The sequence below is a fragment of the Citrobacter sp. MGH110 genome, assembly GCF_001037515.1.
Classification (GTDB): Bacteria; Pseudomonadota; Gammaproteobacteria; order Enterobacterales; family Enterobacteriaceae; genus Citrobacter; species Citrobacter portucalensis.
The window spans coordinates 3,337,939-3,361,817 of sequence record NZ_KQ089830.1; the positions used below are offsets into that span (position 1 = coordinate 3,337,939).

Consider the following 23,879-nt stretch of genomic DNA (forward strand, 5'->3'; position numbering starts at 1 on the left):
TCCTACTCACCAGCCCTGCTCAATTGACGAGCAGGGTCGGTGCAAAAATCTCCTCAACCATCGCATCGACCAGCCGCTTTGCCGAACACAATCGCGGCATTCCCAGCGCCACATTTTGCCAACGCTGCGTCACCGACCAGCTCACAGGATGGCGTTGCGCATCGCACCAGCTCCCCAGCCAGCTCAGCATATCGTTATACTCGCCCGATCCGCCGACAGCTGGCGTGCTGAGCCAATGATGATAGTAATGACGCGTAGCAGGCGCTGCATTCACGCTATCCGCCAATGCCTGAGCCGCCATGGTTCGCAGGTTGTCTTTTAGCATTAACACCACATCGGCATTCGCTAACCGGCAGGCATCACCAAAAGCTCCCCAACGTAGCTCCTCCAGCGCGACAAAACAGCGTCCTGGTAACGACCAGCCGTCATACGCGCCAGCCCGCCAGCGGGTAAAAATTTGTTCGCTATGCTCGCCCGCCTGAACCGTGAGGCCGCGCTGGGTCAGCGCCTTCTCTTTATACGCCGCGCGTTGGGTAAACCAGTCAGTCAGTGAATTTATTTGCTGTAAAAGACCGGGGGTTGAAAGCCCACGCGGGTGTTCTGTTTGTTGCAAAAACATCAGCCCTTCGGCGATCCGTACCAGCGCCAGATGACCCGGGTCAATCATGCCTGCCAGCTTCTCCACCAGCTTAAGGCGCATCACCAGATGTTCGCTGGACACTCCCGCCATCACCCACGCACGCAGTTGCGTCTGGGATAACACTTCCTGCGTCAGACGCGCGCGCAGCCGCTGCTGCTGTTGCAGAAAACCGCCGGAACGTTTGGTTTCATCTCCCTGAACCAGATCGACCATAAACTTCGGGTAGACACACTCCAGCGTCCTCCCGGGGCCTTCCAGTAAAACGTTAGTCATGTGTGCTCGGTTGCAAAAAGGGTATTGATATCGTCACGCAGCAATCGGGAATCTTCATAAAGCCATGCCGCAATCGTAATGCGCTGCTGCAATTGCTCATTCATTGCATTCACCGCGGATTCATTTTGTTGGCGTAGCGTCAGACTCTCACTCAGACTCGCCTGCAATTGCGCCAGGCACAGAGAGAAATCAGCAAAAAATGTGGCCATGCCAGCCGTAACGGAGATATCGACCTGAGCAGCTAAAGCTTTACGAATTTGTTGGCAAAACTGGGAGACGTACTGCACAAGGTTTTTATGCAATGCGCCCATATCAATGAGATAACGCGTTTTTGTTTCGACGTAATCATTCCATCCCCAGTTGGGTTGATTTAGCCAACGAGAGAAAGTGTCACGCACCACACCGCCAGTAGACGGCGCATTTTCTGCCGGAATATCCTGCTCAATGGCCTCGTTAAACAATTGGCGGGTATTGAAATTAAACATCGCCGTATGGAACGCTGGAAAACGGATCCGCGCACGAAAACCGGCGTGGTTTAGCTCCTCTTTCACCCTTTGCTCAATTGGCCGCATCGCGTCATTTAGCGCCCGGGAGAGCGTCGACTCAAGCTGTTCAAAACGCAGGGCTAAGTCCCGGCTGATGCTTTCCTGCGCCGCCAGCAATACCCCCTCACAGGACGAGCGAATTTTATCTAACACAATTTTCGCCTGCCCTTCATCATGCAACACCAACATCTCTCCGGCCATTTCTGCCGTATTCACAGCATTCCCCAGACCGTGTTGTGACATCATCAGGACGTTTTCTTTGACAAAGAACGTGTTGATACCGCAAAGAATCTCAGTCTGTTGCTCACTGAGATAGGCAGCGGCAGCCTCCAGCGCCAGTTCTACTTCATGGCTGACTTCATCGCTCACCCGCCCCTGGCTCACTTCTAACTGCTGCATATCCTCTTCAATATGCGTGATGTTCAGCCGCAGTTTGTCATAGGCGACCGTTAACCCGTGGGCGCGAAATTCCAGATATTCGTGCACGCTTTGTGCATAGTTCAATAACTTATGTGACGCTGAGCGAAGCGCATACAACGAAGCATTAGCATAAGCGGCGTGGATCACTTTCTGAATTGGCTGTTCAAACAGCGAGTCTTCCCACAACAGGTCGGCGGCATGGCGGATGTGTTCCGTATCGTCAAGATCGGTGGTGCGCCAGCGTCTGCCTAGCGCCGCTTCGGCAAAATCCTGCACCCAACGTTGCTCCTGATGATCCGGCAGTCGCCCGCGCGTCGTCAGCTCATGACGTGCCCTGTTCGCCAGATAGCCCCACATTGAGGAGACCGGATAAATTCTTTCAGGGGCAATTCCGCCTTGCATCAACGTGCCGGAAATCAACGCCCGCACCTGTTCTTCATCATCACTGTTGCGGTCTTTCTGATCGAACTTGTTCACCAGCGCATACAGCGGTACTGACTTGCCGACCGCCATAATCGCCTGACGCACTTCCTCATCGGAAATCGATTTCAGTTGGGTGTAATCCAACACCGCCAGCACCGCAGAGGCCCGCACCAGCTGTTCATTGAGCATTTTTTGTAAGTGCGGTTGTCCTGCCTCGTTCGGCCCCGGCGTATCCAGCAGCGTTAATTGCCCTGGGTAGCTTGCCTGTCCGGCCAAATGGACAAACTCAACTTCAATAACCGGAATATGCTCAATCGCGGCATAGGCGGCAAAAGGAAAATCAACGTCCAATGCTTTTGACAGGCGCACCAGGTCGTTCAGGCTTTTAAGGCAATGGAAAATAGGCTGTGCGCCAAGATAATACCGTTCAAATGCCACACCATTTTCAATATGTTGCAGCAGGACATTCATATCCTTGTCAATTTCCAGGGTCTGCGTAAGACGCAGGCGATCGCACTCGCGCACGCGCTGCTGCAAAACCTTCATTAAGGCATCGATCGGCGCGACATGTGAAAAATGCAGCACCGGCTCTTTCTGCCCCGGCGTATGGCGTATTAGCGTTGGTAACGCCGTCATGGGGCGATTACGATTAGGTAACACCTCTGTCCCCACAATCGCGTTAATCGTCGTCGATTTTCCCGCTTTCATCGTGCCAACAATCGCCAGCACCATTTCCAGACGCGTAATCTTGCGCAGCTCATTATTGAGCGTTGCTTGCTGGACATCCATGCCACGCGCGCTGAAATGCAGGGGCTGAACAACCTGACTGCTATGCTCTCCTTGTTTTAGCGCGACATCATCCAACGACGTCATAGGCAATTTTTGCAATTGCCTGAGATGTTCAAGCGAGAGCATCAGCAAGCGTTCCGCTTCCTGACTTAATTCATATATTGTCTGTGTGTGCATGGAAAATTTTTCCTTAACGCAAATGGCATTGCTTTTATTTAGCCCAATCGTTTTATTTATAGATTTTTTGGCTTTTATAATTACGTATAGAAATAATTAAAATCAAAACAACCAATTGATATTATTAAAATAAATTTGGTGTATAACCGCTGGCCTGATGCCTCTCACTTATGAAAATAAGTAAGAAAGATAGACAGCGTAGTTCAGTTTTAAAAAATGCCAGCGGAATCCCCCTACTAAATTTAAGGGGTTCAATGATATTCAATCACAATGACTTAGGCATCTCTAAGCAATGTTACCTATGAATATCAGATATTTCGCCTCACCTTATCTTAAATATCTAAGCGTAGCAATTTCCCTTAAAAAATATTCCGCCATACTTTCATTGAGGTGAAAGCAGAGGGTCTTTACAGCAGATCATTTTGCGTAATCGCGCAGTAGTCCCGACAAATGCAGGGATTTTATGTATAATTGCGGCCTTTTTCGGCAATCTGCCATTTTTTGGGCGCATTTGCCCCTGCTGACTTTTGAGGAAATCCACATGTCATTACCACACTGCCCGCAATGCAACTCCGAATACACTTACGAAGATAACGGCATGTTCATCTGCCCGGAATGCGCTCACGAATGGAACGATGCTGAACCGGCGCAGGACAGCGACGAACTGATCGTTAAAGATGCCAACGGCAACCTGCTGGCTGACGGCGACAGCGTTACCGTCGTGAAAGACCTGAAGGTAAAAGGTAGCTCTTCCATGCTGAAGATTGGTACCAAAGTGAAAAACATTCGTTTGGTTGAAGGTGACCACAACATCGATTGCAAAATCGATGGCTTTGGCCCAATGAAGCTGAAATCTGAGTTTGTGAAAAAGAACTGATGCAAATTGCCTGATAGCGCGACGCTAATCAGGTCAACACCAGCTCATCTGCCAGGCGGGAAGCTCATACTTCCCGCCTGGTTTATTTTTGCAGACGCTAACTACACTTAATTGGCTTCTTTTACCTGAGGTAAAGATTATGCCGTTAAGTCCCTATATCTCCTTTGCAGGCAACTGCGCTGACGCTATCGCCTACTATCAAAAAACGTTAGGCGCTGAGCTACTCTACAAAATCAACTTCGGTGAAATGCCCAAATCGGCGCAGGATAGCGAAGATGGTTGCCCTTCAGGCTTGAAATTCCCCGACACTGCCATCGCCCACGCCAACCTGCGCGTTGCGGGCAGTGACATCATGATGAGCGATAGCGCCCCGGACGGAAATGCTCACTACTCTGGCTTCACGCTGGTGCTCGACACGCAAAACGTCGATGAAGGCAAACGCTGGTTTGATAATCTGGCAGCAAACGGAAAAATCGAAATGGACTGGCAGGAAACCTTCTGGGCCCACGGTTTCGGTAAAGTGAGCGACCAGTATGGCGTGCCGTGGATGATCAACGTCGTCAAACAACAGCAACCCCCTACAGAGTAATCCAACGGGAGGCCAGCCCTCCCGTACTGTCATCAAATAGCGCTCAACTCTTCATCGTCGAGTAACCATCCCTTAACGAAAACGTCACATTAATCCGCCACGATGGGGCCACTTTTTTAGGGAGGCCGCATCATGCAAACGATTATTCGCGTCGAGAAACTCTCCAAGTCCTTCAATCAACATCAGGCGCTCAATGCGGTTGATCTGAACATCTGTTCCGGTGAGATGGTGGCTCTGCTTGGGCCGTCTGGCTCCGGCAAATCCACCCTTTTACGTCATTTAAGCGGTTTGATCACCGGTGATAAATCCCCCGGCAGCCGCGTCGAGCTGCTGGGCCGCACCGTTCAACATGAAGGCCGCCTGGCGCGCGATATCCGCAAAAGCCGCGCCCACACCGGCTACATCTTCCAGCAGTTCAATCTGGTGAACCGTCTGACGGTGCTGGAGAACGTCCTGATTGGCGCGCTCGGCAGCACGCCGTTCTGGCGTACCTGTTTTAGCTGGTTTAGCCAGGAACAAAAACAGCGTGCATTACAGGCGCTGACCCGCGTGGGCATGGCGCACTTTGCATACCAGCGCGTTTCCACGCTTTCGGGCGGTCAGCAGCAGCGCGTTGCAATCGCCCGTGCGCTGATGCAGCAGGCTAAAGTGATCCTCGCCGACGAGCCGATTGCTTCGCTGGACCCGGAATCCGCACGCATCGTGATGGACACCCTACGCGATATAAACCAGACCGACGGCATCACCGTGGTCGTCACGCTGCATCAGGTGGATTACGCCCTGCGCTACTGCGAACGCATCGTCGCGCTGCGCCAGGGCAACGTCTTCTTTGATGGCAGCAGCCAGCATTTTGATAACGATCGTTTTGACCATCTCTACCGCAGCATGAACCGCGTCGAACAGAACGCGCAGGCTGCATAGTTCTAAAAAACCAGGCGTTATTGGCGCAGCCAGGCTGGAGACGACCAGCGCGGAAAAACCGGAGCGTACACGCAGTACGTGAGGATTTTGAGCACTGCCCGGATTCAGGCTGGCAAGTGAAATAGCCTGGAACAATGACTAATTAAGGAAACGACATGAGCTATAAGACAGTTGCCGCGCTGGCCTTCACCAGCATGTTTAGTCTCAGCACACTGCTCACCCCGGCCCATGCCGAAGAGCAAGAAAAAGCGCTGAACTTTGGCATTATTTCGACCGAATCACAGCAAAACCTGAAACCGCAGTGGGAACCGTTCCTGAAGGACATGGAAAAATCACTGGGCGTGAAAGTGAACGCCTTCTTCGCCCCGGACTACGCCGGGATCATCCAGGGAATGCGCTTTAACAAAGTTGATATCGCCTGGTACGGCAACCTCTCGGCAATGGAAGCGGTGGATCGCGCTAACGGGCAAGTGTTTGCCCAGACCGTCGCCGCCGACGGATCCCCAGGTTACTGGAGCGTGTTGATTGTTAACAAAGACAGTCCGATCAATAACCTGAACGATCTGATCGCCAAACGTAAGGATCTGACCTTCGGCAACGGCGATCCCAACTCAACGTCAGGCTTCCTCGTCCCCGGCTACTACGTCTTCGCCAAAAACAACATCTCCGCCAGCGACTTCAAACGCACCGTTAACGCCGGACACGAAACCAACGCGCTGGCCGTCGCCAACAAGCAGGTCGATGTCGCCACCAACAACACCGAAAACCTCGACAAGCTGAAAACTTCCGCACCGGAAAAACTGAAAGAGCTGAAGGTGATCTGGAAGTCACCGCTGATCCCGGGCGATCCGATCGTCTGGCGTAAAAACCTCTCCGAAACCACCAAGGACAAGGTGTACGACTTCTTTATGAATTACGGCAAAACGCCGGAACAGAAAACCGTACTGGAACGCCTGGGATGGGCACCGTTCCGCGCCTCCAGCGATCTGCAACTGGTGCCGATTCGCCAGTTGGCACTGTTTAAAGAGATGCAGGGTGTGAAGGACAACAAAGGGCTGAACGAGGAAGAGAAAACCAGCAAAACCTCGGCATTGAAAGCGCAGCTCGATGACCTTGACCGTCTGACCGCCGCACTGGGCGCTATGACCAGCGTCACCAAAGCGGTGCAGTAAACCTGGTGACCAAATTGTAGGCCTGATAAGCGCAGCGCCATCAGGCAATGCAAGGGATTCCATGCCGGATGGCGGTGCCAGCACCTTATCCGGCCTACAACAGACCCGAAACATCGACACCCAGGAGCTAAACATGCAAACCATCACCGTCGCCCCGCCCAAACGTAGCTGGTTCTCGCTGCTGAGCTGGGCCATTCTTCTCGCCGTGCTGGTGGTCTCGTGGAAAGGTGCCGAAATGGCCCCGCTCACGCTGATCCAGGATTCCGGCAATATGGCGACCTTCGCCGCCGACTTCTTCCCGCCGGACTTCAGCCAGTGGCAGGACTATCTCGGTGAAATGGCCGTCACCCTGCAAATTGCCGTCTGGGGGACTGCCCTCGCCGTTGTGCTGTCGATTCCCTTCGGCCTGATGTGCGCCGATAACCTCGTGCCGTGGTGGATTTACCAGCCGATGCGTCGCCTGATGGACGCCTGCCGCGCCATCAATGAAATGGTCTTCGCCATGCTGTTCGTGGTCGCCGTCGGGTTAGGCCCATTCGCCGGGGTGATGGCGCTGTTTATCCACACTACCGGGGTGCTCTCCAAACTGCTTTCCGAAGCGGTAGAAGCTATTGAGCCAGGTCCGGTAGAAGGCATTCGCGCCACCGGTGCCAACAAAATTGAAGAGATTCTGTACGGCGTTCTGCCACAGGTCATGCCGCTGCTTATCTCCTACTCGCTGTATCGCTTTGAATCCAACGTTCGCTCGGCCACGGTGGTCGGAATGGTGGGTGCAGGCGGTATTGGCGTGACCTTATGGGAAGCGATTCGCGGCTTTCAGTTCCAGCAAACCTGCGCCTTGATGGTGTTAATCATCGTCACCGTCAGCCTGTTGGATTTCCTTTCCCAGCGTTTGCGTAAGCACTTTATCTGATTAGCGAGGCATTGATTGCTATGCACTTGTCTACACATCCGACCAGTTATCCAACGCGTTATCAGGAAATTGCCGCGAGACTTGAGCAGGAGCTACGTCAACATTATCGCTGCGGTGACTATCTGCCCGCCGAGCATCAGCTTGCCGCGCGCTACGAGGTAAACCGCCACACCCTGCGCCGCGCCATTGACCAGTTGGTTGAACGCGGTTGGGTTCAGCGTCGTCAGGGCGTCGGCGTGCTGGTGCTGATGCGCCCGTTCGATTACCCGCTTAATGCCCAGGCGCGCTTTAGTCAGAATCTGCTGGACCAGGGCAGCCATCCCACCAGCGAAAAACTGCTGGCGGTGCTGCGTCCGGCCTCCAGCCACATTGCCGATGCGCTCAGCATAAACGAGGGCGATAACGTGATTCACCTGCGCACCCTGCGCCGGGTTAACGGCATCGCACTGTGCCAGATCGACCACTATTTTTCCGACCTCTCGCTGTGGCCGCTGCTGCAAGGCTTCAACAGCGGTTCGCTGCATGACTACCTGCGCGAACAGTCCGGTCTGACGCTGCTACGCACGCAAACGCGCATCAGCGCCCGCCGCGCGCAGGCCAAAGAGAGCAAGGTACTGGAAATCCCCAATATGGCGCCGCTGCTGTGCGTGCGCACCCTGAACCACCGTGAAGGCGAAGAACACGCGGCGGAATACTCCGTCAGCCTGACCCGCGCCGACATGATCGAATTCACTATGGAGCACTGAATGCATTTCGATACCGCCACCCGCCAGCGCTGGATGCGCGCGCTGGCTTACAGCAATGCCGATGCCCTGAACGCCCGCATCACCGCGCTCAAACTGACGCCGGACTATGAACTTATCCGCGCCCCGGAAAGCGGACTGATGCAGATCCAGGCCCGTATGGGCGGTACCGGCAACCGCTTCTTTGCCGGTGACACCACGCTAACTCGCGCAGTGGTACGTCTGAAGAGCGGCACGCTGGGTTACAGCTACCTGCTGGGACGCAATAAACAACATGCCGAGCAGTGCGCGGTGATTGACGCACTGCTGCAGGAACAAACGCATTTCCAGAACCTAATGGAAACCTTAATTGCCCCGCTGGAAGCGGAACGCTATGCGCTGATTAACGCACGCCGTGCCGAAGTCAACGCCAGCCGGGTAGACTTCTTCACGCTGGTACGCGGAGATAACGCATGACACGATCTACAGCACTTCTGACCGCTTTTAATTTACCCGTTCAGGATGCTCAGCAGAGCTTTCGTCGCCTGCTGAAAGCCATGAGCGAGCCGGGCGTAATCGTCGCCCTGCATCAACTGAAACACGGCTGGCAGCCGCTGGGTCTGGCGACCACCAGCGTGCTGCTGACCCTGGTCGATGGCGACACGCCGGTCTGGCTGGCGCCGTCGATGGATAACGATATTGCCCGCCAGAACCTGCGTTTTCATACCAACGCGCCGCTGGTGGATCAGCCGCAGCTGGCGGCCTTTGCCGTCGCCGACGAGCGCATCAGCAGCGAACAGCTTAACGCCCTCTCCGCCGGTTCAGCCGTCGCGCCAGAGACCAGCGCCACGCTGATTGTGCAGGTCTCTGGCTTAAGCGGCGGACGCATGCTGCGTCTGACCGGAGCGGGCATTGCCGAAGAGCGCATGATCGCGCCCCAACTGCCGGAATGCCTGATTCACGAACTCACCGAACGCCCGCATCCGTTCCCGCTGGGAGTCGATCTGATCCTCACCTGCGGCGAACGCCTGCTGGCTATTCCGCGAACGACTCATGTGGAGGTGTGCTGATGTACGTCGCCGTCAAAGGGGGCGAAAAGGCGATAGCCAACGCCCACGCCCTGCAGGAAAACCGACGCCGGGGCGATGAAACCATTGCTGAACTGAGCGTGGCGCAAATCGAACAGCAGATGAACCTGGCCGTTGACCGGGTGATGACCGAAGGCGGTATTGCCGACCGTGAACTGGCGGCACTGGCGCTGAAGCAGGCCAGCGGCGATAACGTCGAAGCCATCTTTTTGCTCCGCGCCTACCGCACTACGCTGGCAAAAGTGGCGGTCAGTGAACCGGTTAACAGCGCAGAAATGCGCCTTGAGCGCCGAATCTCGGCGGTCTACAAAGATATTCCCGGCGGGCAACTGTTGGGTCCAACCTATGACTACACCCATCGCTTGCTGGATTTTACCCTGCTGGCCAATGGCGAAACGCCGCCTCTGCGCAGCGCGGATAGCACGCAGGATGCCTCCCCGCACGTTTTTTCCCTGCTGGCCAACCAGGGGCTGGCAAAGCGTGAAGAGGATGATGGCGCGACACCCGACGACATCACCCGCACGCCGCCGGTTTACCCCTGCTCACGTGCTTCACGTCTGCAACAGCTGATGCGCGGTGATGAGGGCTATCTGCTGGCGCTGGCCTACTCCACCCAGCGCGGCTACGGGCGCAACCACCCGTTTGCCGCCGAAATCCGCAGCGGCTATGTGGCACTGGAAACCGTACCGGAAGAGCTGGGATTTGCGGTGAACGTCGGCGAACTGCTGATGACCGAATGCGAAATGGTGAACGGGTTTGTCGCACCAGAAAACGAATCTCCCCATTTTACCCGCGGCTACGGGCTGGTGTTCGGTATGAGCGAACGTAAAGCGATGGCGATGGCGCTGGTGGACCGCGCCCTACAGGCAGCCGAATACGATGAAACGGTCACAGGACCGGCGCAGGACGAAGAGTTCGTGCTGGCGCATGCGGATAACGTCGAGGCGGCGGGTTTTGTTTCGCACCTCAAACTTCCCCATTACGTCGATTTCCAGGCCGAACTGGAACTGCTCAAACGCCTGCAACAGGAGGCCACCCGTGACCACTAACCTCTCCGGCTACAACTTTGCCTATCTTGATGAGCAGACCAAACGCATGATCCGCCGCGCCATTCTGAAAGCGGTGGCAATCCCGGGTTACCAGGTCCCGTTTGGCGGACGTGAAATGCCGATGCCCTACGGCTGGGGAACCGGCGGTATTCAGCTTACCGCCAGCGTGATTGGCGAGCCGGACGTACTGAAGGTGATTGACCAGGGCGCAGACGACACCACTAACGCCGTGTCGATTCGTAATTTCTTCAAGCGTGTGACCGGGGTGAATACCACTGAGCGTACGGAAGATGCGACACTGATCCAGACCCGCCACCGCATCCCGGAAACGCCGCTGGTGGAAGATCAGATAATCATCTTCCAGGTACCGATCCCTGAGCCGCTGCGCTTTATCGAACCGCGTGAAACGGAAACTCGCACCATGCACGCGCTGGAAGAGTACGGCATCATGCAGGTGAAACTGTATGAAGATATCGCCCGCTTCGGCCATATCGCCACCACTTACGCCTATCCGGTGAAGGTCAATGACCGCTACGTCATGGACCCGTCGCCCATCCCGAAATTCGACAATCCAAAGATGGACATGATGCCAGCCCTGCAACTGTTTGGCGCTGGCCGCGAAAAGCGTATCTATGCCGTTCCACCTTACACCCGCGTGGAGAGCCTCGATTTCGACGATCACCCGTTTACCGTGCAGAGCTGGGATGAGCCTTGCGCCATCTGCGGCTCAACCCACAGCTATCTCGATGAAGTGGTGCTCGATGACACCGGCAAACGCATGTTTGTCTGCTCCGACACCGACTACTGCCGCCAACAGAGCGAGGCCCTCAGCAAATGACGCAACCGCTGCTTTCAGTCAACAACCTGACCCATCTCTACGCGCCGGGCAAAGGCTTCAGCGATGTCTCTTTTGACCTGTGGCCAGGCGAAGTGCTGGGCATCGTCGGCGAGTCCGGTTCCGGCAAAACCACGCTGCTGAAATCGATCTCTTCACGGCTGACGCCGCAGAGCGGTGAGATTTTGTATCAGAACCGTTCGCTGTACGGCATGAATGAGGCCGACCGTCGCCGTCTGCTGCGCACCGAATGGGGCGTGGTGCATCAGCATCCGCTGGATGGCCTTCGCCGTCAGGTCTCCGCAGGCGGCAATATCGGCGAACGTCTGATGGCCACCGGCGCACGTCACTACGGCGACATCCGCGCCACCGCGCAGCGCTGGCTGGAGGAGGTAGAGATCCCTGCCTCGCGTATCGACGATCTGCCCACCACCTTTTCTGGCGGCATGCAGCAGCGCCTGCAGATTGCCCGCAACCTCGTCACCCATCCCAAACTGGTGTTTATGGACGAACCTACCGGCGGGTTGGACGTTTCCGTACAGGCCAAACTGCTGGACCTGCTGCGCGGCCTGGTGGTGGAACTGGATCTGGCGGTAGTGATTGTCACCCACGATTTGGGCGTCGCGCGCCTGCTGGCCGACCGTTTACTGGTGATGAAGCAGGGTCAGGTGGTGGAAAGTGGGTTAACCGACCGCGTGCTCGACGATCCGCATCATCCGTATACCCAGCTGTTGGTGTCGTCGGTGTTGCAGAACTGATTTTTTGTTGTGCCGGATGGCGGCTACGCCTTATCCGGCCTACGGAGCGGCATTGGTTGTAGGCCTGATAAGCGAAGCGCCATCAGGCAATCGAACGCAAAAATGTCTAAAGAGGCTAAAAATGAACGCGATCCGCGTTGAAAATGTCAGTAAAACCTTTGTCCTGCATCAGCAAAACGGCGTGCGTCTGCCGGTGCTGCAAAACGCCACTCTGGACGTTAAAAGCGGCGAATGCGTGGTGCTGCACGGTCACTCGGGCAGCGGCAAATCCACATTGCTGCGTTCGCTGTACGCCAACTACCTGCCGGATGAAGGACACATCCACATCCGCCACAGCGATGAATGGGTTGATCTGGTGCAGGCCCCGGCGCGCAAAGTACTGGAAGTTCGCCGTTCAACCATCGGCTGGGTGAGCCAGTTCCTGCGCGTGATCCCGAGGATTTCCGCGCTGGATGTGGTGATGCAACCGCTGCTGGATCTGGGGGTCTCCCGTGAGGAGTGTGCAGCCAAAGCAGCTAACCTGCTTACCCGCCTGAACGTGCCGGAGCGGTTGTGGCACCTGGCGCCGTCGACCTTTTCCGGCGGCGAACAGCAGCGCGTCAACATCGCTCGCGGGTTTATCGTCGATTACCCAATTCTTCTGCTCGATGAGCCTACCGCCTCGCTGGACGCCAAAAATAGCGCCGCCGTCGTCGCATTAATTGAAGAGGCGAAAGCCCGCGGCGCAGCAATTGTCGGCATTTTTCACGATCAAACCGTGCGCGACCGCGTAGCGGATCGTCTGCATCTGATGGGAACAACAGCATGATTATCAATAATGTAAAGCTGGTACTGGAAGATGAAGTGGTGCATGGATCGCTGGAAATCGAGGGCGGGGTCATTCGCACCTTTGCAGAAAGTCCGAGCAGCCTACCTGAGGCGCTGGACGGCGAAGGCGGCTGGCTGCTACCAGGGCTTATCGAGCTGCATACCGATAATCTCGACAAATTTTTCACCCCGCGCCCGAAGGTAGACTGGCCTGCCCACTCGGCGATGAGCAGCCACGACGCGCTAATGGTCGCCAGCGGCATTACCACCGTGCTGGACGCGGTGGCAATTGGCGATGTGCGCGACGGCGGCGACCGTCTGGAAAATCTGGAGAAGATGATCAATGCGGTCGAAGAGACGCAAAAGCGCGGGGTCAATCGCGCCGAGCATCGCCTGCACCTGCGCTGTGAGCTGCCGCATCACACTACCCTGCCGCTGTTTGAAAAGCTGGTCGGCCGCGAGCCGGTAACGCTGGTGTCACTGATGGATCACTCGCCAGGCCAGCGTCAGTTCGCCAATCGCGAGAAGTACCGCGAGTATTATCAAGGCAAGTATTCGCTCACCGACGAGCAGATGGCCCGCTATGAAGAAGAACAATTAGCGCTGGCGGCGCGTTGGTCACAGCCCAATCGCACGGCGATTGCCCAGATGTGTCGTGAGCGCCAGATTGCGCTGGCGAGCCATGATGATGCCACCCATGATCATGTGCTGGAATCGCACCAGCTTGGCAGCGTGATCGCCGAATTCCCCACTACCTTCGAAGCGGCTGAAGCCTCGCGCCAGCATGGTATGAACGTGCTGATGGGCGCGCCCAACATCGTGCGCGGCGGTTCTCACTCCGGCAACGTGGCCGCGCATAAGCTGGCTGAGCTGGGGCTTTTGGATATTCTCTCTTCCGACTACTACCCCGCCAGCCTGCTCGATGCGGCGTTTCGCGTAGCGGACGACGACGCCAACCGCTTTACGCTGCCACAGGCCATTCGTCTGGTGACCCGCAATCCGGCGCGGGCATTAAATCTCGACGATCGTGGCGTTGTTGCCGAAGGCAAACGCGCGGATCTGGTGCTGGCACACCGCAAAGGCGGCAACATCCATATCGACCACGTCTGGCGTCAGGGCAAAAGGGTATTCTGACTATGGGTAAACTGATCTGGCTGATGGGGCCATCCGGCTCCGGTAAGGACAGTCTGCTGGCCGAACTCCGCCAGCAGGAACCGGCGCAACTGCTGGTGGCGCACCGTTACATCACCCGCGCCGCCAACGCCGGGAATGAAAATCATATTGCGCTGAGCGAACAAGAGTTTTTTACCCGCGCCGGGCAGAACCTGCTGGCGCTGAGCTGGCACGCCAATGGCTTCTACTACGGCGTTGGCGTGGAGATTGACCTCTGGCTACACGCCGGTTTTGATGTGGTGGTCAACGGCTCACGGGCGCATCTGCCCCAGGCGCAGGCCCGTTACGGCACATCTTTACTCCCCATTTGCTTACAGGTTTCTCCGGCGATTTTACGCCAGCGCTTGCAGGCTCGTGGACGGGAGAGCGAAACGGAAATCGCCGCCCGTCTTGAGCGCGCAGCCCGCTACGCCCCGTATGACTGCCACGTCCTGAACAACGATGGAAGTTTGCTACAGTCTGTCGATACACTACTCACACTGATGGGACGCAAGGAGAAGAAACATGTCTGTCTGTGAATTACGCCGCGCTACGCTATACGATACCGATGCGGTTTATGCGCTCATCTGTGAGTTGAAACAGGGTCAATTCGACCTGCAGGCCTTTAGTGCCGGATACGCCGCAAATCTGCAAGATCCCAATATGCACTACCAACTGGCGCAGCTCGACGGACAGGTCGTCGGCTTGATCGGTCTGCACCTGCAGTTTCATCTGCACCACGCTAACTGGATTGGCGAAATACAGGAACTGGTGGTGATGCCGCAGGCGCGAGGATTAACGGTAGGTAGTCAGTTACTGGCCTGGGCCGAAGCCACCGCGCGCGAAGCGGGTGCAGAGATGACCGAGCTTTCCACCAGCACTCAACGCCTTAACGCTCACCGTTTTTATCAGCGCGAAGGCTATACCCAGAGCCATTTTCGCTTCACTAAACCGTTGTAGGGGGAGCCATGAGTCTGACCATTACGCTGACGGGAACGGGCGGCGCGCAGCTGGTGCCGACATTTGGCTGCGACTGTGCGGCCTGCCAACGAGCACGCTTACAGGCGCAATACCGTCGACGCCCTTGTAGCGGAGTGGTCAGGTTCAATAATGCGGTGACGCTGCTGGACGCGGGGATCCCGCATCTGATGGACGACTGGCCGGCGGGCAGCTTCCAGCAGTTTTTGCTGACCCACTATCATATGGATCATGTGCAAGGGCTGTTTCCGTTGCGCTGGGGTGTCGGGGCGACCATCCCGGTGTACGGTCCGCCGGATGAACAGGGTTGCGACGATCTGTTTAAGCATCCCGGCATCCTCGATTTTAGCCATACCGTGGCACCGTTCGTGGTGTTCGACCTGCAAGGATTGCAGGTAACGCCGCTACCGCTCAACCATTCAAAGCTGACGTTTGGTTATCTGCTGGAGACCGCACATAGCCGCGTGGCGTGGCTCTCCGATACCGCCGTACTTCCCGACAAGACGTTGAAGTTTCTCCACAATAACCAGCCTCAGGTGATTATCATTGACTGCAGCCATGCCCCGCGCGCCGAGCCACCGCGCAATCATTGTGATTTAAACACCGTTATCGCATTGAACGACGTCATCCGCTGCCCATGGGTGATCCTGACGCATATCAGCCATCAGTTTGATCTGTGGATGATGGAACATCCGCTACCAGTAGGGTTTGAGGCAGGATATGACGGAATGGAGATTGTGCTGGAGTAAGGAAATTTGCCGGATGCGATGAAAACATCTTATCCGGCCTACAAACAGATGATTAAGCGACTTTTTTTGCGCCGACATCTCGCTGCGCAATAAAATCTTTAACTGAAACAATCCGGTTCAGTTCTTCTTGCGCCCGCATGTCATTTTCAACTTCCCACAGGTCAACCGCCGCCTGTAGGTTACGCCAGAAATCAACGGAGGTATCGAACGCTTTTGCCAAACGAAACGCCATATCCGTTGTTAATTTGCGATTATTGTTGACCAGTGCGCTCACTGTATTGCGGTGAACATGCAGAATTTCAGCCAGATCGTTGATTTTCAGATCAAGCGGTTCCAGGTATTCATATTGCAGGATATCACCCACAGTCGTTGGTTTTCTGGATGCCTGTTTCATATCGTTACCTTACGTTTTCTCTAATAGATGTGTGGATCTAAGTACACATCTTCGGCCTTACCATTAATCCATTTAAATATTAATCGGTACTGCTTGTTTACTCTGATTGAAGAATATTCCTGTAATTTTCCGGTTAACTCTTCATATCTGTTACCGGGTGGCGAGCGCAAATCCCGATGCGAAACAGCCGCATTAATGATATCCAACTTTCTGGCTAATGCAGTGTGAATATCCGCAGGTATTTTTCTGTGCGATGTCGCCCGTTCAAAAAAATCTTCAAGCCATGTATCCCGAAAATTTCTGATATTTAATGATTTAGACATTCCATTGCCAGCACCTTTTCCATAAGCATAGAGAGATTGTAGTGCATACATGCACTGTGCTCAAGTGCATTCATTAACATAAAATGGTGAGCTGTTGGGCGAGCAGGTAAATCCCTGCCAGAAAGATAAAATACACATAAATTTAATCGTTACCGCTAACGATCGTAATCTTCTTCCATTCTGCGTTCTTCGTCTTCTAACTGACCCCGTTCTTGATCGAGCTGGCGCTGACGGTCATCCAGTTGGCGACGTCGATCTTCAAACTGGCGGCGGCGATTGTCATATTGCCTGCGCCGGTCGTCACTCATCTGGCGCTGCCAGCTTTCGTCACGCGAATCATCATAATCCCGCCCGTTGTCCGGTTTGTATGCGTCGTTAATCGCCTGCTGAATATTACCAATGGCGTCATCGATAATATCCGCCTGTGCCGATACGGTGGTCAGCATTAGCAAACTAAAAAGAAGGAATGTCGCGGAGCGTTGCATAAAACCAGCCTCATCAAGAAACTCGCCCCACGGTAATCAAAGCGTATTTGCACGGGTAGCGGAGGAATCTCAATTACGCGAATGCCGCAGCGCCTGCGCCAGCTCTCCCCGAGTAAAAGGCTTACGCAATAGCGCCACATCCGGCAACGCCGGGTTATGCGCCGGACGTAAATCCTGACCGCTTATCAGCAGGATGGACAACTGCGGATAATGTGCCTGGGCATGGTTAACCACATCCACGCCGCTTAAACCACCTGGCAGCATTAAGTCGCTGATAAAAATATCAATCTCGGATGAAGCCGCCAGCATATGCATCGCCTGTTCGCCGTTGGCGGCCTCTAACGTCAGGTAGCCCAGCAGGTGTAATTGCTCGCACAACGTCTGGCGTACATCGTCCTCATCCTCGAGCACCAACACCAGTTTTTCACCGCTGTTCGCCGCATGTACCGCCACCGGTTCTGCCTGAGCCTGCACTGGCACAACGGCGCGAGGCAGTTGTAGCCTGACCGTCGTTCCCTGCCCGGGAGCGCTTTCAATCTCCACCCGACCTCCGGACTGGCGCACAAAACCGTAAACCATCGACAGCCCCAGTCCGCTGCCGCTACCGGTCTGTTTGGTGGTGAAAAACGGCTCGAAGACCTGGGCTTTCACCTCCTGCGACATCCCGCTACCCTGGTCGGCCACCTCCAGCATCACCATATCCTGCTTGCGCCCATCGCTGCGCGTGACCCGCTGATTCCAGGTACGGATTTTAATCGTGCCCGCCTGCCCGTCCATGGCGTCACGGGCGTTCATCACCAGATTGATAATGGCGTTTTCCAGTTGGCTGACGTCAATCCACGCGGGCCAGGCGGGAGACTGGGCTTCAATCTCCAGCGTCAACGTGGCCGGAAGAGAGTGGCGCATCAGTTCGCCCAGATTTTCCAGCAGCGTTTTCAGTTCCACCGCATGAGGGTGCAACGACTGTTTGCGCGAAAAGGCCAGCAGTCGCTGGGTAAGCAACGCCCCACGCTCGGCGGCTTTTAGCGCCCGATTTACCCGTGGCGCATCGGGCGACTCCGGATTCACCAGATCCAGACTGCCAATAATAACCGCCAGCAGGTTATTGAAATCATGTGCTAATCCGCCCGTCAATTGCCCCACCGCCTTCAGCTTTTGGCTGTGCAACAGCGCTTCTTCCAGCCCCTGACGTTCGGTGCGATCGATTTCCATCTGGCTGGTTTTTTCTTTTAGCAGTCGGGTGGTGTGCTCCAGCGACGCCGTATTCCGGGCAAAGACGCTAAAGGCGCGGGCCAGCTCGCCTAACTCATCACGACGCTGCAGGGCCGGTACGCTGACGTCTGATTCACCGTGCGCCAGCCGGGTCATCGCCCGTGAAATGGCCGTCAGGTTGGAACCGAGATTACGGTAGATATACCACCCGGCAAAACCGGTGATCACCACCGCCAGCAGCGCAAACACTAAAATAAACAACGCGCCGGATTGCAGTTCCTGATGGCTTTGCGCCACCCGTTGCTCTGAGATCAGCGCCACCTGCGAGGCATACTGATTGATATCGCTGTTGAGGATCGCCACCAGCGCTTTGATATGAAACATATACCAGTTGATGGCCAAATCGCTCTGCTCCAGCGCGGAAGAGAGCGGCTCCAGCTTATGCAGCTCCTGGTTGAAGTCGTTGAGGATACCGCTAATCAGCGGACTAGCATGGCGCAAGGGAAGCGCAGACATCACCGCATCCAGTTGTTTCACCACCGAACGCGGCGTGGGCGTGTCGATGGCGGCAACAATTAAGCGGTCCATCTGCCCCAGCAGCACATTATCCTGCGCGCCGGTCAACTTTTGCAGATGACGTAAATAGCTTTGATTTTGATATAGCGAACTGAGCAACGCGTTACGCTCCAGGTGTCGCCGCTGCCCGCGCTGCAACATCCCTTCTACGCTGCTTTGTAGTTCATTACTGCGCTGGATAATACGCTCGACCAGCACCGGCTCTTGCTGTGCCAGCGGCGCGGTAGCCAGTTGTTCCAGCGACTGCTTCAGCGCCCTTTGCGTCTCCTGCAGCCGCTCCGCTTCCCCTTTGTATTCCAGCGCCCCGACCACCTGCGACAACCGCACTGCCGCCGTCGCCACGTTCGCCGTATCCCGCGCCAGGTTCATGCTGCCGGTCATGTCGTCAACGGTTTGCTGCTGCACCTGCTCCTGAATCTGACTGGCATGCTGAAAACCCAGCACCGCCACGCCGCTCACCATCAGCGTGACAGCCACCACCAGCAGATTGAAGAACAGCAATCGTCCGCGCGCACTGGCGAGAAAGTGACGTCCCGGTTGCGGCATATCACGCTCCGTGAAGAAAAATCGCAATATGACAAATATGAACGGCTTCTGACATTTTGCATTTACATTCCTGTGATGGACTGCTGATATCGGCCACCCCACAGGAGATCCGCCATGAGCAGGACACCGGTTCTGGAGATGCGCAACATTGCTAAAGCGTTTGGCAAATTTTACGCGCTGAAAGGGGTCGATTTAACGGTCTGGCCGGGCGAGATTCATGCCCTGATGGGCGAGAATGGCGCGGGGAAGAGCACCCTGATGAAGATCCTCGCAGGCGCCTATACCGCCACCAGCGGTGAGATCCTGATTGACGGTCAGCCGTTCCATATTCGCGGTCCTAAAGATGCGCTTAGCGCAGGCATCACGCTGATTTATCAGGAGATGCAGCTCGCGCCGAACCTGACGGTAGCGGAAAATATCTTTCTTGGCAGCGAGCTGTCGCGCGGCGGGCTGGTCCAGCGTAAAGAGATGGTCATGCAGTCGCAGAAAGTCATCGACCGACTCGGCGCCCAGTTTAAGGCCAGCGACCGTGTGATGACATTGACCATCGCCGAACAGCAGCAGGTGGAAATTGCCCGCGCCCTGCACCGTAACAGCCGCATTCTGGTAATGGATGAACCCACCGCCGCCCTCTCCTCACGTGAAACTCACCGCCTGTTTGAACTGATCATGCGCCTGCGCGATGAGGGGATGGCGATTATCTACATCAGCCACCGCATGGCGGAAGTGTACGAACTCTCGGACCGCGTCAGCGTCCTGCGCGATGGGCAATATGTTGGCAGCCTGACCCGCGACAAGCTCAACGCCTCGGAGCTGGTACGCATGATGGTGGGCCGTCCGTTGAGCGATCTGTTCAACAAAGAGCGCGATATTCCCTTAGGTAAAGCACGCCTCAATGTTCATCACCTGACCGACGGCCATAAAGTCCAGCCGTGCAGCTTGCTGGTGCGCTCCGGGGAGATCGTCGGCCTGGCCGGGCTAGTCGGTGCCGGGCGTTCTGAACTGGCTCAGCTTATTTTTGGCGTGCGTAAAGCCATCGGCGGCATGATTGAAGTAGACGGTGAACCGGTAGTGATCCACTCCCCGCGCGAGGCGATTGACCACGGCATTGGCTTTCTGACGGAAAACCGCAAAGAACAGGGATTATTTTTAGAGCTGGCAGCGGCAGAAAACATCACCATGGCAACGCTGGAGCGTGACGCCAACTGGGGCATGCTCGATCGCAAAAAGGCGCAGGCTATTTCCGATGACGCCATCAAGCTGCTCAACATCCGCGTTCCGCACGCACAGGTACGCGCGGGTGGGCTGTCCGGCGGAAATCAGCAAAAACTGCTGATTTCACGCTGGGTCGCGATCGGCCCACGTATTTTGATCCTCGATGAACCCACGCGCGGCGTGGACGTCGGTGCCAAAAGCGAGATCTACCGGATCATGAACGATATGGCGCGCAAAGGCGTAGCGATCCTGATGATCTCCAGCGAACTGCCGGAAGTCGTCGGTATGAGCGATCGCGTGTACGTCATGCGGGAAGGCAGTATTGCCGGCGAGCTGAACGGACAAAGCATTACCCAGGAAAATATTATGACGCTGGCAACCGGCGTGAACGACTCCCACCATCAGGCGGTGCCCCATGAATAATCCAACCACTCCCCAGCAGGTGGCGAAATCCGCCTCCGCAAAAAAAATGCTGATGAGCGATCTGATGCAAACGGTCGGCATCTTACCGATTCTCATCCTGATTGTGGCGGTATTTGGCTTTATCGCGCCTAACTTTTTTACCGAAAGTAACCTGCTGAATATTACCCGTCAGGCCTCAATCAACATCGTGCTGGCAGCTGGCATGACCTTCATTATTTTGACCGGCGGGATCGACCTCTCGGTTGGCTCGATTCTCGGTACCACCGCTGTCGCAGCCATGGTCGTTTCTCTTATTCCTGAGCTTGCCATGCTGTCGATTCCGGCGGCGCTGATGCTCGGTCTGGTGCTGGGGCTGTTTAACGGCGCGCTGGTTGCTTTTGCCGGACTACCGCCGTTTATCGTCACGCTTGGAACCTATACGGCGCTGCGCGGTGCGGCCTATCTGCTGGCCGACGGTACAACGGTGATTAACTCCAATATCAGCTTTGAGTGGATCGGTAACAACTATCTCGGCCCGGTTCCGTGGCTGGTGGTCATTGCGCTGGCGGTGGTGGTGGTGTGCTGGTTCATTCTGCGCCGCACCACGCTCGGCGTTCATATCTACGCGGTCGGCGGCAATATGCAGGCCGCACGTTTAACCGGGATCAAAGTGTGGCTGGTGCTGCTGTTCGTCTACGGCATGAGCGGTTTGCTCTCAGGCCTTGGCGGGGTGATGAGCGCCTCGCGGCTGTATAGCGCCAACGGCAACTTAGGCATGGGTTACGAGCTGGACGCCATCGCGGCGGTGATCCTCGGCGGCACCAGCTTTGTTGGCGGGATCGGCACCATCACCGGCACGCTGGTGGGGGCGTTGATAATCGCCACGCTCAATAACGGCATGACGCTGATGGGCGTCTCCTATTTCTGGCAACTGGTGATCAAAGGGGCGGTGATCATCATAGCGGTGCTGATCGACAAATACCGTACCCGACACCATCAAAGTGCATAGACAAGCTTACTGGCCTGCTCATTCGTAGGCCTGATAAGCGCAGCGCCATCAGGCGTATAACAACAATACCCTACGTGAGGAAACGAGTATGCGTTTGAAGCCATTAGTAACCGCGCTCTGTGCTGGCGCCCTGCTTGCTGCAGCTCCGTTTGTGCAGGCAAAAGAACTGAAATCGATTGGCGTTACGGTGGGCGATCTGGCCAACCCGTTCTTCGTGCAGATCACCAAAGGCGCGGAGCTGGAAGCACGCAAGCTGGCAGGTGATAGCGTTAAAGTAACGCTGGTTTCCAGCGGCTACGATCTGGGTCAACAGGTGTCGCAGATCGACAACTTTATTGCCGCCAAAGTCGACATGATTATCCTTAACGCCGCCGACTCTAAAGGCATCGGCCCGGCGGTAAAACGCGCGAAAGACGCCGGGATCGTGGTGGTTGCCGTTGACGTGGCGGCGGAAGGCGCAGACGCGACCATTACCTCCGATAACACCCAGGCAGGTGAAATGGCCTGTAAATACATTACCGACCGCCTGAAAGGCAAAGGCAACGTCGTCATCATCAACGGGCCGCCGGTTTCCGCCGTCCAGAACCGCGTGGAAGGCTGCCAGACTGAGTTCAAACGCCACCCGGACATCAAGGTGCTGTCGCATAACCAAAACGCCAAAGGCAGTCGCGAAGGCGGGCTGGAGATCATGACCGCGTTGCTGGCGGCGAATCCGAAGATCGACGGCGTATTCGCCATTAACGATCCGACGGCGATCGGTGCCGATCTGGCGGCAAAACAGGCGCAGCGTAGCGAATTCTTTATTGTCGGCGTAGATGGATCCCCGGACGGTGAAGAAGCGCTGAAGCGCGAAAACTCACTATTTGTGGCGACTCCGGCACAAGATCCGCAGGTGATGGCTGCCAAAGTGGTCGAAATCGGCTATGACATATTGCAGGGGAAACCCGCCCCGAAAGAACCCGTGCTGATCCCGGTGACGATGATCGATAAAAACAACGTCGGCAGTTATAAGGGTTGGACGGTTAAATAGCCCGCCACAACAACGCCGGATGGCGGCAAAAATGCCCTATCCGGCCTACAAGATCGCTATGAATTTGTAGGCCGGATAAGCGCGGTGCCATCCGGCATTATATTAAGGAGGATTCAGCCGATGAAACGCTCCGCAATAAACGAGATCCTTGGCCACACGCGCCAGTTTTTCTCTCAGCACGACGTGCATCTCCCCCCTTTTGCCAGCTTCCCCCCGACCCAATGGCGCAAGCTTGATGCCACAGCCTGGAGCGAAGTGTTCGACCTTAAGCTCGGTTGGGATGTCACCGCATTTGGCGGCAACAATTTCGCCGCGCAAGGGTTAACGCTGTTCACTCTGCGTAATGGCTCGCCGAAAGGCATGCCTTACGAGAAATGCTACGCCGAGAAAATCATGCATGTTCGCGATGCGCAGGTCACGCCGATGCATTTTCACTGGCGCAAACGCGAAGACATTATCAATCGCGGCGGCGGCAATTTAATTGTGGAACTGTGGAATGCGGGGATCCGGGAACAAACGGAGGAGACCGACGTCAGCGTGGTAATTGACGGCTGTCGGCAAACCCATGCAGCGGGCAGTCAGTTACGCCTGACGCCGGGTGAAAGCATCTGCCTGCCGCCGGGCCTGTATCACAGCTTCTGGGCGGAAGAAGGTTTTGGCGATGTGCTGGTCGGCGAGGTTTCTTCTGTTAATGACGACGACCACGATAATCACTTTTTGCAACCGATCGCCCGCTATAACGACATTGAAGAAGACGAGCCGGCGCAGCTGGTGCTGTGTAACGAATATCGCCTGTTCCGCTAACCAAGG

Annotated in this window: 26 protein-coding genes; 20 read left to right on the forward strand and 6 right to left on the reverse strand. The window is 55.8% G+C overall.

All coding sequences use genetic code 11. The annotated features are described in order from the left end of the window. Positions 1–19: 19 nt before the first annotated feature. Together SK38_RS15640 and crfC are read right to left on the reverse strand one after the other, a co-directional pair. The gene (locus SK38_RS15640; RefSeq protein WP_003826733.1) at positions 20–913 is read right to left on the reverse strand and encodes a diguanylate cyclase regulator RdcB family protein; all 894 of its coding nucleotides are present in this window, start codon (positions 911–913) and stop codon (positions 20–22) included. Then, positions 910–3,267, reverse strand: coding sequence for a clamp-binding protein CrfC (gene crfC / locus SK38_RS15645; RefSeq protein WP_048236322.1), 2,358 nt, complete (start codon positions 3,265–3,267; stop codon positions 910–912). Before crfC ends, SK38_RS15640 begins: the two co-directional genes overlap by 4 nt. 541 nt (positions 3,268–3,808) lie before the next feature. Here crfC and SK38_RS15650 point away from each other — a divergent pair. The 16 genes from SK38_RS15650 to phnP all read left to right on the forward strand — a co-directional run bounded on the left by SK38_RS15650 (position 3,809) and on the right by phnP (position 15,877). Then, the gene (locus SK38_RS15650) at positions 3,809–4,144 is read left to right on the forward strand and encodes a zinc ribbon domain-containing protein YjdM (protein ID WP_003031835.1); all 336 of its coding nucleotides are present in this window, start codon (positions 3,809–3,811) and stop codon (positions 4,142–4,144) included. Between the two features lie 139 nt (positions 4,145–4,283). Beyond that, positions 4,284–4,733, forward strand: coding sequence for a VOC family metalloprotein YjdN (gene yjdN, locus SK38_RS15655; protein WP_032942129.1), 450 nt, complete (start codon positions 4,284–4,286; stop codon positions 4,731–4,733). 132 nt (positions 4,734–4,865) lie between these two features. Beyond that, positions 4,866–5,654 carry a phosphonate ABC transporter ATP-binding protein gene (phnC, locus tag SK38_RS15660; protein WP_003826726.1) on the forward strand — a complete coding sequence of 263 codons (789 nt, stop codon included), beginning with the start codon at positions 4,866–4,868 and terminating at the stop codon, positions 5,652–5,654. Positions 5,655–5,809: 155 nt separating this feature from the next. Further along, positions 5,810–6,826, forward strand: coding sequence for a phosphonate ABC transporter substrate-binding protein (phnD, locus tag SK38_RS15665; protein ID WP_008786961.1), 1,017 nt, complete (start codon positions 5,810–5,812; stop codon positions 6,824–6,826). 133 nt (positions 6,827–6,959) lie between these two features. Further along, positions 6,960–7,739, forward strand: coding sequence for a phosphonate ABC transporter, permease protein PhnE (gene phnE / locus SK38_RS15670; protein ID WP_016155398.1), 780 nt, complete (start codon positions 6,960–6,962; stop codon positions 7,737–7,739). A 20-nt stretch (positions 7,740–7,759) separates the two neighbouring features. Beyond that, positions 7,760–8,485 carry a phosphonate metabolism transcriptional regulator PhnF gene (phnF, locus tag SK38_RS15675; RefSeq protein WP_020996086.1) on the forward strand — a complete coding sequence of 242 codons (726 nt, stop codon included), beginning with the start codon at positions 7,760–7,762 and terminating at the stop codon, positions 8,483–8,485. After that, a complete protein-coding gene (gene phnG, locus SK38_RS15680; protein ID WP_048236323.1) occupies positions 8,486–8,938 on the forward strand; it encodes a phosphonate C-P lyase system protein PhnG in 453 nt (150 codons plus the stop codon). It begins immediately after the preceding gene. After that, complete coding sequence (gene phnH, locus SK38_RS15685) at positions 8,935–9,531, forward strand: phosphonate C-P lyase system protein PhnH (protein ID WP_008786957.1); 597 nt, start codon at positions 8,935–8,937, stop codon at positions 9,529–9,531. The genes phnG and phnH overlap by 4 nt, the downstream gene beginning before the upstream one ends. Further along, the gene (locus SK38_RS15690; protein ID WP_048236324.1) at positions 9,531–10,598 is read left to right on the forward strand and encodes a carbon-phosphorus lyase complex subunit; all 1,068 of its coding nucleotides are present in this window, start codon (positions 9,531–9,533) and stop codon (positions 10,596–10,598) included. Before phnH ends, SK38_RS15690 begins: the two co-directional genes overlap by 1 nt. Before the next feature lie 46 nt (positions 10,599–10,644). After that, on the forward strand, positions 10,645–11,436 hold the full coding sequence (gene phnJ, locus SK38_RS15695) for an alpha-D-ribose 1-methylphosphonate 5-phosphate C-P-lyase PhnJ (protein WP_049259807.1): 792 nt from the start codon (positions 10,645–10,647) through the stop codon (positions 11,434–11,436). After that, the gene (phnK, locus tag SK38_RS15700) at positions 11,433–12,191 is read left to right on the forward strand and encodes a phosphonate C-P lyase system protein PhnK (RefSeq protein ID WP_003844769.1); all 759 of its coding nucleotides are present in this window, start codon (positions 11,433–11,435) and stop codon (positions 12,189–12,191) included. The genes phnJ and phnK overlap by 4 nt, the downstream gene beginning before the upstream one ends. A gap of 121 nt (positions 12,192–12,312) precedes the next feature. Then, positions 12,313–12,999, forward strand: a complete 687-nt coding sequence (gene phnL / locus SK38_RS15705; protein ID WP_003826708.1) for a phosphonate C-P lyase system protein PhnL — start codon at positions 12,313–12,315, stop codon at positions 12,997–12,999. Beyond that, positions 12,996–14,132 (forward strand): alpha-D-ribose 1-methylphosphonate 5-triphosphate diphosphatase, encoded by a 1,137-nt coding sequence (gene phnM / locus SK38_RS15710; protein WP_008786954.1) that lies wholly within the window; start codon positions 12,996–12,998, stop codon positions 14,130–14,132. The genes phnL and phnM overlap by 4 nt, the downstream gene beginning before the upstream one ends. Before the next feature lie 2 nt (positions 14,133–14,134). After that, on the forward strand, positions 14,135–14,689 hold the full coding sequence (gene phnN, locus SK38_RS15715; RefSeq protein ID WP_008786953.1) for a ribose 1,5-bisphosphokinase: 555 nt from the start codon (positions 14,135–14,137) through the stop codon (positions 14,687–14,689). Further along, entirely contained in the window at positions 14,676–15,110 is a 435-nt protein-coding gene (gene phnO / locus SK38_RS15720) for an aminoalkylphosphonate N-acetyltransferase (RefSeq protein WP_008786952.1), read from the forward strand. The genes phnN and phnO overlap by 14 nt, the downstream gene beginning before the upstream one ends. Before the next feature lie 8 nt (positions 15,111–15,118). After that, positions 15,119–15,877, forward strand: a complete 759-nt coding sequence (gene phnP / locus SK38_RS15725) for a phosphonate metabolism protein PhnP (RefSeq protein WP_048236326.1) — start codon at positions 15,119–15,121, stop codon at positions 15,875–15,877. A gap of 52 nt (positions 15,878–15,929) precedes the next feature. Here phnP and SK38_RS15730 read toward each other — a convergent pair whose 3' ends face one another. The 4 genes from SK38_RS15730 to SK38_RS15740 all read right to left on the reverse strand — a co-directional run bounded on the left by SK38_RS15730 (position 15,930) and on the right by SK38_RS15740 (position 19,413). Further along, positions 15,930–16,271 carry a HigA family addiction module antitoxin gene (locus SK38_RS15730; protein ID WP_008786950.1) on the reverse strand — a complete coding sequence of 114 codons (342 nt, stop codon included), beginning with the start codon at positions 16,269–16,271 and terminating at the stop codon, positions 15,930–15,932. A 20-nt stretch (positions 16,272–16,291) separates the two neighbouring features. Continuing rightward, on the reverse strand, positions 16,292–16,594 hold the full coding sequence (locus SK38_RS24175) for a type II toxin-antitoxin system RelE/ParE family toxin (RefSeq protein WP_032942116.1): 303 nt from the start codon (positions 16,592–16,594) through the stop codon (positions 16,292–16,294). A 155-nt stretch (positions 16,595–16,749) separates the two neighbouring features. Further along, on the reverse strand, positions 16,750–17,079 hold the full coding sequence (gene yjdP / locus SK38_RS15735) for a DDRRRQL repeat protein YjdP (RefSeq protein WP_048236327.1): 330 nt from the start codon (positions 17,077–17,079) through the stop codon (positions 16,750–16,752). Between the two features lie 69 nt (positions 17,080–17,148). Further along, entirely contained in the window at positions 17,149–19,413 is a 2,265-nt protein-coding gene (locus SK38_RS15740) for a hybrid sensor histidine kinase/response regulator (RefSeq protein WP_048236329.1), read from the reverse strand. Between the two features lie 114 nt (positions 19,414–19,527). On the opposite strand from SK38_RS15740, the gene SK38_RS15745 reads away from it, so the two are divergent. The 4 genes from SK38_RS15745 to SK38_RS15760 all read left to right on the forward strand — a co-directional run bounded on the left by SK38_RS15745 (position 19,528) and on the right by SK38_RS15760 (position 23,873). Beyond that, complete coding sequence (locus tag SK38_RS15745; protein WP_003844755.1) at positions 19,528–21,051, forward strand: sugar ABC transporter ATP-binding protein; 1,524 nt, start codon at positions 19,528–19,530, stop codon at positions 21,049–21,051. After that, complete coding sequence (locus SK38_RS15750; RefSeq protein WP_008786947.1) at positions 21,044–22,039, forward strand: ABC transporter permease subunit; 996 nt, start codon at positions 21,044–21,046, stop codon at positions 22,037–22,039. Before SK38_RS15745 ends, SK38_RS15750 begins: the two co-directional genes overlap by 8 nt. Positions 22,040–22,127: 88 nt before the next feature. Further along, positions 22,128–23,069, forward strand: coding sequence for an ABC transporter substrate-binding protein (locus tag SK38_RS15755; protein ID WP_048236330.1), 942 nt, complete (start codon positions 22,128–22,130; stop codon positions 23,067–23,069). A 120-nt stretch (positions 23,070–23,189) separates the two neighbouring features. Then, complete coding sequence (locus tag SK38_RS15760) at positions 23,190–23,873, forward strand: D-lyxose/D-mannose isomerase (RefSeq protein ID WP_008786945.1); 684 nt, start codon at positions 23,190–23,192, stop codon at positions 23,871–23,873. Positions 23,874–23,879 lie beyond the last annotated feature (6 nt).